General features: G+C 66.7%; 14 protein-coding genes. 5 read left to right on the top strand and 9 right to left on the bottom strand.

Annotated features, from left to right (window positions below; translation table 11 throughout):
* Positions 1-12 precede the first annotated feature (12 nt).
* A complete protein-coding gene (locus ACQP0C_RS20045; protein ID WP_433721946.1) occupies positions 13-288 on the bottom strand; it encodes a hypothetical protein in 276 nt (91 codons plus the stop codon).
* A 91-nt stretch (positions 289-379) separates the two neighbouring features.
* Here ACQP0C_RS20045 and ACQP0C_RS20040 point away from each other — a divergent pair, with 91 nt between their 5' ends.
* Genes ACQP0C_RS20040 through ACQP0C_RS20030 form a run of 3 tightly spaced genes read left to right on the top strand, consistent with a single transcriptional unit; the run spans position 380 to position 1565 of the window.
* A complete protein-coding gene (locus ACQP0C_RS20040; RefSeq protein ID WP_433721944.1) occupies positions 380-745 on the top strand; it encodes a glyoxalase superfamily protein in 366 nt (121 codons plus the stop codon).
* 5 nt (positions 746-750) lie between these two features.
* Positions 751-1083, top strand: coding sequence for an ArsR/SmtB family transcription factor (locus ACQP0C_RS20035; protein ID WP_433721942.1), 333 nt, complete (start codon positions 751-753; stop codon positions 1081-1083).
* Positions 1080-1565 (top strand): SRPBCC family protein, encoded by a 486-nt coding sequence (locus tag ACQP0C_RS20030; RefSeq protein WP_433721940.1) that lies wholly within the window; start codon positions 1080-1082, stop codon positions 1563-1565. Before ACQP0C_RS20035 ends, ACQP0C_RS20030 begins: the two co-directional genes overlap by 4 nt.
* A 4-nt stretch (positions 1566-1569) precedes the next feature.
* Here ACQP0C_RS20030 and ACQP0C_RS20025 read toward each other — a convergent pair whose 3' ends face one another.
* The 8 genes from ACQP0C_RS20025 to ACQP0C_RS19990 all read right to left on the bottom strand — a co-directional run bounded on the left by ACQP0C_RS20025 (position 1570) and on the right by ACQP0C_RS19990 (position 11540).
* Complete coding sequence (locus ACQP0C_RS20025) at positions 1570-2232, bottom strand: FHA domain-containing protein (RefSeq protein WP_433721938.1); 663 nt, start codon at positions 2230-2232, stop codon at positions 1570-1572.
* Entirely contained in the window at positions 2232-3509 is a 1278-nt protein-coding gene (locus ACQP0C_RS20020; protein ID WP_433734596.1) for a vWA domain-containing protein, read from the bottom strand. Before ACQP0C_RS20020 ends, ACQP0C_RS20025 begins: the two co-directional genes overlap by 1 nt.
* A 5-nt stretch (positions 3510-3514) precedes the next feature.
* Positions 3515-4636: a phosphatase gene (locus tag ACQP0C_RS20015; protein WP_433721936.1), complete on the bottom strand. Its 1122-nt coding sequence runs from the start codon at positions 4634-4636 to the stop codon at positions 3515-3517.
* Positions 4633-6867, bottom strand: a complete 2235-nt coding sequence (locus ACQP0C_RS20010; protein WP_433721934.1) for a tetratricopeptide repeat protein — start codon at positions 6865-6867, stop codon at positions 4633-4635. Before ACQP0C_RS20010 ends, ACQP0C_RS20015 begins: the two co-directional genes overlap by 4 nt.
* A gap of 224 nt (positions 6868-7091) precedes the next feature.
* Positions 7092-8270 (bottom strand): hypothetical protein, encoded by a 1179-nt coding sequence (locus ACQP0C_RS20005; protein ID WP_433721932.1) that lies wholly within the window; start codon positions 8268-8270, stop codon positions 7092-7094.
* Positions 8271-8281: 11 nt separating this feature from the next.
* Positions 8282-9292, bottom strand: a complete 1011-nt coding sequence (locus tag ACQP0C_RS20000) for a glutamate ABC transporter substrate-binding protein (RefSeq protein WP_433721930.1) — start codon at positions 9290-9292, stop codon at positions 8282-8284.
* Positions 9289-10563, bottom strand: coding sequence for a hypothetical protein (locus ACQP0C_RS19995; RefSeq protein WP_433721928.1), 1275 nt, complete (start codon positions 10561-10563; stop codon positions 9289-9291). The genes ACQP0C_RS20000 and ACQP0C_RS19995 overlap by 4 nt, the downstream gene beginning before the upstream one ends.
* Before the next feature lie 98 nt (positions 10564-10661).
* The gene (locus tag ACQP0C_RS19990; RefSeq protein ID WP_433721926.1) at positions 10662-11540 is read right to left on the bottom strand and encodes an IclR family transcriptional regulator; all 879 of its coding nucleotides are present in this window, start codon (positions 11538-11540) and stop codon (positions 10662-10664) included.
* Positions 11541-11909: 369 nt separating this feature from the next.
* Between ACQP0C_RS19990 and ACQP0C_RS19985 the strand changes: the two genes are divergently transcribed.
* Complete coding sequence (locus ACQP0C_RS19985; protein ID WP_433721924.1) at positions 11910-12440, top strand: hypothetical protein; 531 nt, start codon at positions 11910-11912, stop codon at positions 12438-12440.
* A gap of 12 nt (positions 12441-12452) precedes the next feature.
* Complete coding sequence (locus ACQP0C_RS19980; protein ID WP_433721922.1) at positions 12453-13187, top strand: vWA domain-containing protein; 735 nt, start codon at positions 12453-12455, stop codon at positions 13185-13187.
* The last annotated feature ends 2 nt before the right edge of the window (positions 13188-13189 follow it).

The following is a 13189-nucleotide window of genomic DNA, read 5'->3' as shown; positions in this document are numbered from 1 at the left end:
TTCGCTCGCTCATCACCGGTTCTCCTGTTCCCACGTCTCGAACATTTTCAGTTCGTCGGCGCGCATCTCGCGGGCGCCGATGATCAGCCAGGTCCACTGGTCCTGCTGGCGCGTCGCCACGATCAACGGCCGCCCGGCGCCGGTGCGACCCCAGACCGACAACACCGTGACGTTCCCGTCATCGGCGATCCGCGGCCACCGCCGAGTGCCTTCGAGGACTTGGCGTACTTCCCGGGGTCCGATGCCGATCAGGTGCGCGAACGCCCAGTCCGGCCACTCGAACCCCATGACCACATACTACGCGCATAGTAACCAACCAATCGGTCCTGATTCGCCATTTCTTGACGTGTAGTATTTTTCCTACCTATGATTCTGGATCATGAACATCACCCATGCCAAGGTCGTTACCGTGCCCGTCTCCGACCAGGAGCGGGCCAAGGATTTCTATGTCGATACGCTCGGATTCGAGCTGCTGGTCGATCAGCAGATGGGGCCGGTGCGCTGGCTGCAGGTCGCGCCCAAGGGCGCCCAGACCGCGTTCACGCTGGCCAGTGCGGAACAGGGTTTCACGCCGGGCAGTTCGAGCGGTGTCATTCTCGAAACCGCGGACCTCGATGCGGATTGCGCGGTGCTGACAAAGGCCGGTGCGCAGGTCGAGGGTCCGACCGAGCTGCCATGGGGTCGCCAGGCCACACTGACCGATCCCGACGGCAACCGTTTCGTGCTGGCCGCGGCGGGCCGATGACCACGATGCCGGTTGCAGCGCCCGAGGGCCGGGTCTTCGCGGCGCTGGCCAGTCCGGTTCGGCGGGAGGTATTGCGGCTGCTGCGCGATGGCGGACCGCAGCCGGTGACCGATCTGGCCGCGCATTTCGATATGGCGCGGCCGAGTTTCTCCGAACATCTGCGGGTGCTGCGGGAGGCCGAGCTGGTCAGTGAGAACAAGGTCGGGCGACAACGGCTGTATCGGCTGGAGGCGGCCCCGTTGTACGAGATCCAGGAATGGTTGCACCCGTTCGAGCGGTTCTGGCGCGAGAAGTTGGCCGGGCTGCGTGACCTGCTGGACACCATGGAGGAGCAATGACCATGACCGATGATCCGAGCACCATTCACGTGGATCAGTTCCTGGCGCACAGTCCGGGCAAGGTGTGGCGCGCGCTGACCGAACCGGAGTTGCTCGCGCGATGGTTCATGCCAGCGGACTTCCGGCTCGAGGTCGGGCACCGGTACACCATCGACGCGAAAGCCATTCCGGCAACCGGCTTTTCCGGGATGATCGCGGCTGAGGTGCTGGCCTTCGAACTGGAGCGAATGCTGTGTGTCGGCTGGCGCGACGCCGACCCGAGCGCGGAACACGGCGCCGATTGGACTATCACCTGGACGTTGCGACCCGAAGGCAAGGGGACCCGATTGTTCTTGGAGCACACCGGTTTCGATCCGGACAATCCGCTCCAGCAGAAGGCGCGCACGATCATGGACGCCGGATGGCGCTCGCATGTCATGCGCAGCATCGAGGAAGTGCTGCGCGATATCACGCTCGGATCCGGTGGGGCACCTGTTCGGTGAACGATCAGGCCGGCTCCGCCGTCACAATGATGGTGGTCCAGCCACCGAGATGGATGCGGTCCCCGCTCGCCAGCGGGACCGCTACATTGGCCGGAATCAGGTCCTCACTGCCATTGAGGCTGGTGCCATTAGTGGAGCCGAGGTCGGTGATGCTGATGCCGGTGTCGGCGATGTGAATGGTGGCGTGCGCGCGTGAGACTCCGGCGTCGGCCGGGGCGATGCCCAGATCGATCTCGGGTTGCAGCCCCTGGGAGACGCTGTGCTTGCCGATAAGGATATCGTTGCCGCGCAGGGTGATTCGGCGCTCGGGGTAGTACGCCGGAAATTCGACCTGATCGACATCGGGGCCCTTGCGGGCTTGCACCCGATCGTAGAAATCGCGATCGGCGGTGACGGTGGCGACCCACGTCACAACACTGGGTGTGCTGGAAACCACTGTCGCGGTGCCGATTTCGGTGGACGCGGATGCCGGAGTCCGCGCCACCGGAGTCGGCAGCGCAGAATCATGCCCACATACTTCACAGAATCGGCCATTACTCGGCGCCCCACAGGACGGGCACAGCGCGACCGCCACCGTCGGCGCGGGCGCCCCGATCGGCGAACCGCAGACATCGCAATAATCCATCGCGACGGACTGATGCCCGTCCGGACAGGTGGCAATCGCCATCACCCCTCCTTGCGTACCCGCGCCGTCTTGGTAGATCTTGCGTCCAAGGCCATTTCGTCGGCGGCCTCGACCTGGGCGCGCAACCGCACGGTGCCATTGCGCTCGTCCACCTCGACCACCCCGCGCAACAGTTTCGCCGTGCCCTCATTGCCGGATTCGGCCGCCAACTGCACCGCGCGCCGTAGCTTCGCCGTCGCGGTTTCCGCATCGCCGTTCTTGCGCGCACTCAATCCCTCCTGCACGACCTGCGCGAGTTCGGCCTGCCCGGTGTAATGCGCGACGCGCCTGCTGATTCGAGCCGACAGCTCGGTCTCGGTGGTCCACACCGCACGGACCAGGCCCTGCCCGACCACCTCCTCGCCCGCGACCACACTGACCCTGGCCGCGAGCTTCTCCCGCCCCGGCGCGGCGGGCTCGACCCGCACCTGCACGTGGTAGTCGCGGTCCTCCGCACCCCAGGCCCCGAGCGGGTACTCCCCCAGCTGCGGTCCCGTGTCGGTGCGCCGCGCGGTCAGATCCTCGATCGTCGGCGCGACCTGTTTGACGAACCGAACGCTGGCCCCGGCAGGTGTCCACAGTCGCAGTGTCAGTTCCGGAATCGCCTTGGCCATCGAGGTCTGCATCATGGCGGCGAAGTCCGCGGCCAGGTTCGCCGGATCGGCGACGATATCGACGCTGCCGTGCAGTGCCGAGGCGATGGTGCGCAATTCGTCCACCCGCCAGTCGGTTCCGACGCCGCGGCAATCGCAGGTGAATATTCCCTCGGACTGTCCGATCTCGGCGGCCAGCGCCTCGGGTTCCTCGTGCTCGTTCTTGCCGTCGGTGAGCAGGATGGCGTGCACCATCGTGCCGGGGTGCTTCTTGGCCAGCTGGCGGGTGAGTCCGAGCCAGGTGCCCATGGCGGTGCCGCCGTTGGGGCGCAGCTTGTCCAGCGCGCGGCGGGCCGCTGCCCTGGTGTCGCGGTTGGCCGGCGCCGATGGTTTATCGCTCGGATAGGTCAATCGCGCCATGGAGGTGCCCTCGATGATCGCGAACCGGGTGCCGTCCTTCAGCACATCGAGTGCGGCCATGGTGGCTCGGCGCGCACCCTCGAACTTCTTGCCGGTGGCCATCGATCCGGAGCAATCGATGATCAGCACCTCCAGCCGCTGCGGGGCCGGTCCGGCGGCCACGAAATCCGCGGCCGTCTCCACGGTGACCACCGCGTCCACCGTATCCGCGCCCTCGGCCAGATATTCGTTCTGATCGATCGCTACCGAAATACCCTTATCCGCCATGGAACTCACTGTGCTTCTCCTGCATCGACCGATGGCCCGATCGGCACCAGCGCGACGGTGATGTTGTCGCTTCCCCCGGACCGTAGCGCAAACTCGATGAGGCCACGCGCCGCCTGTGCGCGCGGTACCCCGTTGACCATCCGGGCCAGCTCCGCCGGATCGGATACGTAGTTCCAGAGCCCGTCACTGCACAGCAGCAGTACCCCGGGGCCGGTGGTGTGGAAGGTTTGCACGCATCTGTCCGACCATGGTCTGTCCTCACTGTCGGCGCCGAGCCAGCGCAGCAACGTATGCGCCCGCGGATCCCGCATCGCGGACTCCTCGTCCATCGCACCGGCGTCCACCAGTGCCTGCGCCCACGAATCGTCCACGCTCAAGCGCCGCGACGGCGCGTTCCCGCCCACGATCGGTTCGATGCCGTCACTGCGCAACCAATATGCGCGGCTGTCACCGACATTCACGACGGTGATCTCCACGCCGTCGCCATCGTATCCGCGCACGATGGCCGAAACATAGGTGCACGATGGGGCGTGGCCATCGTGCACCGCGATATCGCGGACCGCCTGCGCCGCCGCCGTGAGTCCGGCCATGACAACCGCGGTGCCGGACCGTGCTTCGGCCAATGCGGTGAGGCAGGCATCGACACCCGCGCGGGCTGCCGCACCGGAGGCCGCCTGCGGATCCTGCGAGGTGGAGACCCCATCGCTGACCGCGACGACCGTGGCGATGGGGCGCTTGTCGACGTGCTCGACCACTGCGGCCGCGACCGCGTCCTCGTTGCGCGCGTGCGCGATACCGCGATCGGTCGCGACATAGACCGCGCCGAGATCGGCCTCGAATCGGTCCGGCTCCGGACGCAGCTGCCCACAGCCGCGGCAGTAACCGTCGGCGTCATAGCTGGTGCCGCCGCAGCCCTCACAGGTGGGTCGTGCATCCGGATCTGACCACGGCAGCGCGATCCGGCGTGCGCCGAGTTCGCGCCCGCATGCCTCGCAGAACCTATCGGCGATCCCGACCCGCGCATCGCATTCCGGGCACTGCGGCGATAGCGCCGCATTCGGTTCCGGCCCAACCGTTTCCGGATCACCACCCCGCATCGAGTCGCTCTGCGACGCGGAATTCATCATAAGGTCGTCCTCGGCCGGATCGCATTGGCCCGATCAACCAGCTCGAATCGTGTCCACATATCATCGGTTTCGCGGGCGAGATCGCGATAGCAACGCTCCAAACCGGTCCGTACTCCGTCCTGATCTAGATTCGCGCCGAGTAGCGCGTCATGTGTTGTCGGTGCTTTGCCCGCACTCAGCCACTCGAGTGCGGCGTCGAGCACACGCATTCGCGCCTGTGCGCCACGGCTTTTCGAGTCGATGTGCAAGGCCTCGACCCGTCCGCCCGCATCCCGCAGGATCGGTTCGGACAGTTCGTCGGGTGTGCGATCGGCCAGCATTGTGTCCACGGCGGTCAACCGGGCTTCGGCGTAGAGCGCCGAGGCCGCATCCACCTGATCCAGGACGGTCACCGCGCCATCGCGATCACCGTCCGCGGTGCGCAGCCGGGCCAGACCGAAGGCCGCGCTGACGTGGCTGTGATCAGTGCGCCAGACGGTGTTGTAGAAGTACGCGGCCTGTCGCCTATCCGGTTGCGCGCCAGCTAATTCGGTGACAGCGGCCTGGGCCACTTTCGGTGCGGCCTCGCCGGGTAGTGCGGCGTACACGGCATCGAATTCTGCGTAGGCGGCATCGAAGTCGGCTCCGAGCAATTCGGCTTGGCCGCGATACCAGGCGAGCCGCCAGTCACCGGGCAGGGCGTCGGCCAGTTCGTCGATACGGCGGAGCGCATCGGCCGGATCGCCGACCTCGAGCGCGGCGCGCGCCAACCGCAGCGGAATCTCCACCGAAGCCGATGCACCGCGGGTCGTGAGCACCGAGCGCAGCCCGGCCTCGAACGCCTGCTCCAAGTCGGTTGGCGTGGTCGCGCCGGTGGTCGCCAGCAACGCCGAACCGCTGTCGTTCGGATCGACCAGCGGAACCGGCAGTGCCGCGACGATACTGGCCGGTGTCGGTGCCTCGTGCACACCGAAGACACCGCGCGGCGGCCCGAAGTACGCCGACATACCCGGACGCGCAACGCCGTCATCGGTGCTCAGCACCTCGCGTAGCACTCCGGTCAGCTGATCGGCCATCTCCTCCATCGAGGCGAATCGCGCCTCCGGATCGACGTCGGTGGCACGCAGGATGAATCGGTGCAGTGAATCGTATTTCGCCAGCAGTGGTTCGGCCTCCGGCCCGGGCAGTGCGCCGAAATGTCCGCCCTGCTGCGCCACATTCATCATCAGCACCGCGAGGGTGCGGCCCACCGTGTACACCTCGGTGGCGATGGTCGGCCCGGTTTCGGAGATCTCCGGTGCTTGGTAGCCGATGGTTCCGTAGATGGGGCTGTCCTGATCGTCCATGGCGATCACCGCGCCCATATCGATGAGTTTGAGTTGCTCATCGGTCTGCATCACGTTGTCGGGCTTGAAATCACAGTAGGCGAGGCCCAGCGAGTGTAGATAGCCGAGGGCGGGCAGCATCTCCAGGATGTAGGCGATGGCCTGGGGTGCCGGCAGATAGCTGCCGTCGCCGTCGCGACGGGTGCGCAGGATCTGTTTGAGCGAGGTGCCGCCGACGTACTCCATCACGATGTAGCCGACGGTTACCCCGTCGGCGCCGCGGTGTTCGACGAAGTTGTAGATCTTGACAATGCTGGGGTGCTCGACCTCGGCCAGGAACCGCGTCTCGGCGACCGCTGCCGCCATCGCGTCCAGATCTCCGGAATTCAGCAGGCCTTTCAGCACCACCCAGCGGCCGCTGACATTGCGGTCGGTGGCCAGATAGATCCAGCCGAGTCCGCCGTGCGCCAGACAGCCGACAACGTCGTACTGCCCGCCGACCAGATCGCCCTTGCTCAGCTTCGGCGCGAAGGAGAACCGGGTGCCGCAGTTCGGGCAGAAGCCCTCGCTGCGGCCCGGTGCACCGTCGCGGCCGCGCCCGACGGGCCGTTCGCATTTGCCGCAGAACCGTTTTCCCTCGGCGACCTGTGGATCGGCCATGACCGCGGCGGCCGGATCGATGCGCGGCATCCGCGGCACATCCACCATGCCCGCACCGAGGCGACCGCGCGCACTCGATTTCGACGATGACCGGCCGGTGCGCACCGAGCGCCCGGAGGCGCGGGTGCTGGCCGAACGGTTCGACAGACCGGACAGCGCGGACGTCGCGGGTGCGGTCCCGCAGGCATCGCAGTACCCCCCGACGATCGTTCCGCCGCAGTCCGCCTCGGCGCAAACCTGTCCCTCGGTCGAAACCTGGTGCGCCACAGGCGTTTCCGCTCCGGCTGCGGCAGGTGCGGCACCGCACGTATCGCAGTACTCGTCAACGACTGTTCCACCGCATCCGGGCTCGGCGCACAATTGCGCAGTGCTCGAATTCTTGTGCACCACAGGAATTTCCGCCGAGACGGTAGTGGCCTCCGCAGGTGCGGTGCCGCAAACCGCACAGTATCCGTCTTCGATTGTGCCGCCGCAGCCCGGCTCATTACAGGTCATTTGCCCCGCCCCGATTTCTCCCCGATGATCTGCTGGAAGTCGGCGACAGCCCGGGTGACGGCCGCCAGATCACACGGCCTTCGGGCGAGCAGGCCCGCCGCTATCTGACCGGCGGCCAGCACGTCTCGGTCCTCGCTGACACCTAGTCGAGCCGCCTTCGCCTGATAGGCGGCCAGCCGCCCGCGCAATTCGATGCGGCGATCCAGCAGTCCCTGGGCCAATTCTTCGGCGGTGGCCGCCCCGGCGGTCGCATCGGCGATCTGGACGCGCAAGCGCACCAGGTCCGCGACTGCTGCCTGATTCGCCGCCAGCGCATCCAGTTGCGCGCCGAGTGCGGCGGAATCGTCGGGGTGCACCGGCAGCGGGCCCGCCAGAATCTTCGCTTCGACCTGCGCCCTGGCCGCCGCTGCCCGGGTCCGCGTGTCGCCCAGCGCCGTCAAGCGCCTGCGTGTCTCGGCAATGGCCCCGGCCCAATCCGACGCCACCGCATCGAGTTCGGCCAGCAGCGATGCCACCCGCCCCAACTCCCCCGACAACTCGGCGATGCGTGCGTCGATCTCCGCCACCGTCAGTGCGAGCGGATCGGTCGCCGATCGGCTCAGCAGCGCGGCGATACCGTCGCCGATCGCGCCCAGTTCGGTCGTCTCGCCTCCGGCGGCGCGGGCCCGGTCCACCATGTCCTGCAGTGGCGCCAGGCCCGACATGACCCGGGTGTTCACCGCATCGACCGCGTCGAGGAATTCGGCGATCTCCGGGAAGGTGGCCCGCATGCGATCAACGGTATCGGCGAGTCCGACGAACAGGACCTCTTCCGCGGGTCCGGTGAGTGAACGTTGCGCCATCGGTATCGGCGTGCGCGTGGCCTCGTAGGGCCGTCCCCGCAAGAGCCGGGTGAGTTCGGCCCGTTCGCCGTCGTCGAGCCGAGAACGAGTGCCGCGTACCTGCTTCGCCGTGTCCAGGATGCCCTCGAGGCGGCCGTAGTCCGCCCACATCAGCGCGAGTGCGGCCCGGACCGGCTGCCAGCGCTGCTCGGTCAGTCCGGTCGGCGGATAGCGCTGCAGCAGCGTGTGTCCCGGATGTCGGTCCAGTTCCAGCAGGGTGGCGGTGATGGCGTCGAATTCGGTTGCGCGGGCGGCCAATTCACCGTCGATCTCGGCGAGTGTGAGTAGCTGCATGGTCGCCGGTCTCACTCCTTGTACCGGAGATCCGGTGGCCCCGGCGAGGGGCCGAGCGCGCTCAGTCTGGCGTTGTAGATCTGCTGCCAGGTGCCGTCGGCGCGGATGCGTTCGAGTACGCCGTTGACGAAGCGCACCAGCGCCGGATTACCCTGTGCGACACCGACCGCGTAGGCGCCGGTGCCGATGACCTCGCCGACGATCTCCAGATTCCGATCCTGGGCCACCAGCCCGACCAGGATCGGATCATCGGCGCTGATCGCGTCCACGTGGCCCTGCTGCAATGCGGCCAGGCAGTCGGTCCAATTGGACGCGCCGAGGATGGTCGGCCGCTTCGGCAGGCTGAACAGCGGTCCGGGCGAAGTGGTCCCGCGAGTGACGCATACCCGTTTGCCGCCCAGATCCGCGCCGGAGCGGATACCCGAGTTGCGCGAGGCGAGAATGCGTTGGGTCGCACGGTAGTACACACCGGAGAAGTCGACGTCGCGCCGGCGCTCGCAGGTTGCCGAGAACGTGCGCACGATCAGGTCGACCTGCTTGTTCTGCAGCGCTGGAATCCGCTCGGCGGCGGTGACCGAACGCAATTCGATCTTGTCCGGATCGCCGAACAGCGCCTTGGCAATCTCCCGCGCGATATCGATATCGAAGCCCTCGAGCTGACCGGTGGTGGGATTGCGGAAGCCGAACAGATAGGTGTTCTGATCGACGCCTACCCGCAACTTGCCTTTGGCGGCAATGGCTGCCATGGGCGAACCCGGCGGCATCGCACCCGGACTCGGCAACGGACCGGGACGCAAGGTGAGCTCGGGGTCGCCGCAATTGCCGCTGGTCTCGGACTGCGGCGGCGTGGTGATCTCGATGAGGTCGGGCTTCGGCTCGACCGCGGCAACGCTCGTATTTTCGGGAACCTGGGTGCCGGAACCGCACGCGGTCACCAGTGCGCTCGTACCGACCAGGGTCGCGGCCAGCATCACTCGCGCCCGCGCGAAACCCCTCCGCCGCATCAGAACTCGCTGCCTCACAAGAACTCCTTCAGCCGCGGCCACAGCCCGGTGACGATCGCGGCCGCCGCGAACAGCAGCAGCACCAGCGTCCCCGCGGGGCTCAGCGCCAATGCCGCACCCGCCGAGTCGACTCCGTCGCGCAACTGCTGGCGCTGCTGACCGAGGTCGTCGCGCAACATCGCATCCAACTGCGCGAACAGCGTCGCCGAACTCTGCGCGTCGGTGCCGATGGCCTGCGCGACGGCCGCCGGATAGTTCGCCGACTCGTAGGCCTCACGCTGCTTGGCGTGTCCGGCGGTCCAGCCCAACAGGCTCCGCGAAGCCTCGGAATCGGATCCCGTCACGGTCGCCAGGCGATCGGACAGCTCGGTGGTGTGCTTGCGGAAATCGGTTTCACTGCCGGTGATATCGCCGCGGGTGATCAATGCCAGTGTTTCATCAGTGCGCGCCTGCTGGGCCAGGATCCTGGCCTGAGCCAGGGTTTCGAATCGACTGGTCGCGCCGGATCTGCCGGTGTCGAGTGCGGCCGCGGCGATGCTCGTCGCGCCGACGATCCACAACAGCGCCACGGCGGCGGCACCCGCGGCCACCGCGAGACCCACATTCATCCGGCGATTGGTGCGGCGCAGCAACACCAGAGTGCCGCCGCCACAACCGATCAGCACCAGTATCAACAGCACGATGCTCGTCCACGGCAGCGCGCCGAGGTCGTGTTGATCGTGGCGCACCGCCGCCAGACGGTCCTTGCTGAGCCTTTCGGCATTGGGCAGCAACGAGTTCTGCATCACCAGCGACGCCTCGTGCAGATAGGACGAGCCGACTGGGAAGCCCTGCCGGTTGTTCGCCCGGGCCGCTTCGACCAGGCCGGTGTAGGCGGGTAGGTCGGCAGCGATCTGCGCGACGATCGCTTTGGTCCGCTGATCGGCGGCACCCGTCGTGGCCTCGGCGAGCGCGGCGGCCGCCTCGGCGAGCGCCTGCTGGTATCGCCAGCGCACCTGCGGTGATTCGATGCCGCCGGACAGGAACGCCGTAGCCGCCGATGCGTCCGCGGCCGAGAGCGCGACGTACAACGTCTGTGCCGCGTAGGCCAGCGGTTCGGTGTGGTCGAGCACCACGTCGCGTCGAGCGATCTTGCCGCTCAACTGATCAGCCGAGGTCGATCCGGCGAGCAGACACAACACCACGGACACGACGGCCACCAGGGCGATCGTGCCCGGAGTCGTCCGGGCGAAGCGCCGCAACCACGCACCCCCGCTGCGTACGGCCGCCGGAAGGCGAATCTCCAACACCGTCCCCCTTCGTCTACCCCGCCGGTGTTCTGATCGCGATAGTACGTCAGGGAATTCGGGCTTGCCGCCCAATGCACTGGAGGCATCGACTGCCGACGCTACGGTGCCGAATCCGAGGCCACGTCGAGCAGGGGCGCGAGATTCGGCGTCCACCGCGGGTATTGGCTGAAGATGTCACCGAAGGACTTCGCCGGTTTGCCGAGCGACAGGCCCGCCGACCGGTCGGCGTGCAGTTCGCGCTGCAGTGATTCCACCGCGCGCACCAATCCGGTGTGCAGACTGCGCTGTTCGAGTGCCGCGCTGCGGCCGGTCACCCCGATGGCGCCGATAAAAGCGCCCGAGGCGTCGCGCACCGCCGAGGCCACGCAACTCCAGCCCACCGCTGTTTGCTCGCGCTCATGTGCGAAACCGGTGTCGCGGGCCTCATCGAGCAGTGCCCGGAGTTTGCGCGGATCGGTGACCGAATACTGGGTCAGCGGCGCCCATCCGATGGCGAGGATCTGTTCGGCCTGTTCCTCGTGTGCGGCGATCTGCAGCCGACCCGCGGCGGTGAGGACCATGCTCGGCCCGAACGAGGCCAGGCTCGGCCAGCTCTGTCGCTTCATCACCGTGGCGTAGTTGCGGCCGAACGCCGATCCGTTGAGGGTCAGCTCGCCACCGTACACGGTTGCACACCAGACGATTTCGCCGCGCGTACGCAGATAGAGGTCCTGGATATAGGGCTGTGCCGTGACGACGAAGCCGTGCTGCTGGGCCGCTCGCAGACCGTGGTAGATCAGCAAGGTGCCCGCGCGATAGCCCTCCGGGGTCAGCTCGAGCACACCACGGCGGGCCAGATCGTTGGCGATCCGGCGGACGGTCGGCTTCGGAATGCCGGTGCGCCGGGTCAGGGCAGCCAGCCCGACCGGATCGTGGGAATCGGCGACCGCCTCGATAATGGCGACGGCACGCCCGACCACGGTGTGGTCATCGGGCATGGCGCACCGCCGAGGCGAGCGGAGTGCAGCGGCGACACATCATGTCGACCTTCTGGGGATTCGGTAATGGCCGCGCGAAGAATCATGCGCGGTAGCGATGAGTGTGCGACCGCGGGCCTGCCCTGTCAAACCGGTATCGCGTTGGACGGCCGTTGGATTTTCATTGGCCGATGCCGCGAATGTCAGGGGGTCGGCGAAAGCGTACCGACGAGTGCTCGGTACCGACCCCCAACACACCCCTATCCCAACCTTTCAGCGTCGCACCCCGACGCGACCGTAATCAATGCGCGCACAGCCAATTTCGCCGAACGTGTCACTCAGTGATACGGCGGTGATGTTTCCGCACCGGATTTGCCGGACGCTGATTCCATGTCCCGTCCACCGGGCTTGGCGCGCAGGAAAGTGAATCCAGTGAAGTACCTACTCACCGCTGTTCTCGCGGTCGTCGCGGTCGTCGCCGTCGTCCTCGTGATCGGTAGGTCGAATCTCGATATCCATATGCCGCATACCGATCAGGCTTCGAATCCGGGCCAGACCGGCGACAATGGCGGCGGTGACACCGGATCTACCGGCGGCAAGAGCAGTACCGTGCCGACCAGCGTGAAACCGACGGATACACCGAAGAAGCACACCATCGTCTTCGATGTGACAGGCAGTGGCAAGGTCCGTGACCTCAGCTGGGGTGACGGCGCGAGCAGCTACCTCGGCGCGGGAAGTACGACACTGCCGTACTCGCACACCCTGGTCAGCAACCGGACCGGTGGGTTCGTCGTCTACGTCGAGGGCACGCCCGATCCCACCGGTGCGGCCCACTGCAAGATCACCGTCGACGGCAAGGTCGTCGCCGATCAACAGTCCAGCGCTCGCGGAATGTCGTGCCGCGCAGAAGTTTCCAACTAAACGGAGCCAGGAATGCGTGAGGATACTCGTTTCAAACTCACCCAGGCGGGAGTGAGCGCCAGCCGGGTGTTCCCGTTCTATGTCGTCTGCGACGTATCCCGGTCGATGTGGGATCCCGCGTGGACCGACCAGAAGATCACCCCCTTGGAGACGGTGGAACAGGCGCTCCCGGATATGCTCAATGTGCTGGAGGAGGATCCGACCACCTATGACACCGCGCATCTTTCGGTCGTCGCCTTCGGTGATTCCGCCGTCGCGGTGCTGCCGCTGACCCCGCTGCGCATAGACCCCTCCATTCCGGCGCTGCCGCGCCAGGGCGCGACCGACTACGCGGACGTATTCCGTTATCTGGACCGGCAATTGCGGGCCGACCACAAGCGTTTCACCAGCGCCAGACTGGACACCTACACCCCGGTGATCTTCTTTCTCACCGACGGAAATCCGCAGGTGCGCGGTCAATTCCAGCCCAATGAGGTCTGGGTTCCGGTGCGGGCCGGGCTGGAAGCGCCCGGCCATCCGTTCCGTCCGGTGGTGGTGGCCTTGGGCATCGGCGATGTGCGAGAGGAGACGGTGCGACAGCTGCGGTCCCGCAATCCGGTCGGTGTCGCATGTGTCGCCGAGGGCAGTGTGGCGCCGGGAGATCTGTTGCGCGCCATCATCAACAGCATCAAGTTCTCGATCAGCAGCAGTGTCGGCCAGGGGCGGTTCCTGTTCCGCACTCCTCTCGGCATGCGGGAACTGGACTGAAT

Source organism: Nocardia sp. CA-129566 (assembly GCF_050956075.1).
Classification (GTDB): Bacteria; Actinomycetota; Actinomycetes; order Mycobacteriales; family Mycobacteriaceae; genus Nocardia.
Note: the sequence above shows the minus strand (reverse complement) of the source record. Positions and strands in the feature narration are given on the sequence as shown.

What these genes read in the sequence shown, in the direction of transcription:
- ACQP0C_RS20025 (WP_433721938.1), bottom strand. Translation starts at nt 2,232, where the DNA reads ATGGCGATTGCCACCTGTCCGGACGGGCATCAGTCCGTCGCGATGGAT.
- ACQP0C_RS20005 (WP_433721932.1), bottom strand. Translation starts at nt 8,270, where the DNA reads ATGCAGCTACTCACACTCGCCGAGATCGACGGTGAATTGGCCGCCCGC.
- ACQP0C_RS20015 (WP_433721936.1), bottom strand. Translation starts at nt 4,636, where the DNA reads ATGATGAATTCCGCGTCGCAGAGCGACTCGATGCGGGGTGGTGATCCG.
- ACQP0C_RS19980 (WP_433721922.1), top strand. Translation starts at nt 12,453, where the DNA reads ATGCGTGAGGATACTCGTTTCAAACTCACCCAGGCGGGAGTGAGCGCC.
- ACQP0C_RS20035 (WP_433721942.1), top strand. Translation starts at nt 751, where the DNA reads ATGCCGGTTGCAGCGCCCGAGGGCCGGGTCTTCGCGGCGCTGGCCAGT.
- ACQP0C_RS19990 (WP_433721926.1), bottom strand. Translation starts at nt 11,540, where the DNA reads ATGCCCGATGACCACACCGTGGTCGGGCGTGCCGTCGCCATTATCGAG.
- ACQP0C_RS20020 (WP_433734596.1), bottom strand. Translation starts at nt 3,509, where the DNA reads ATGGCGGATAAGGGTATTTCGGTAGCGATCGATCAGAACGAATATCTG.
- ACQP0C_RS19985 (WP_433721924.1), top strand. Translation starts at nt 11,910, where the DNA reads ATGTCCCGTCCACCGGGCTTGGCGCGCAGGAAAGTGAATCCAGTGAAG.
- ACQP0C_RS20030 (WP_433721940.1), top strand. Translation starts at nt 1,080, where the DNA reads ATGACCATGACCGATGATCCGAGCACCATTCACGTGGATCAGTTCCTG.
- ACQP0C_RS20045 (WP_433721946.1), bottom strand. Translation starts at nt 288, where the DNA reads ATGGGGTTCGAGTGGCCGGACTGGGCGTTCGCGCACCTGATCGGCATC.
- ACQP0C_RS20040 (WP_433721944.1), top strand. Translation starts at nt 380, where the DNA reads ATGAACATCACCCATGCCAAGGTCGTTACCGTGCCCGTCTCCGACCAG.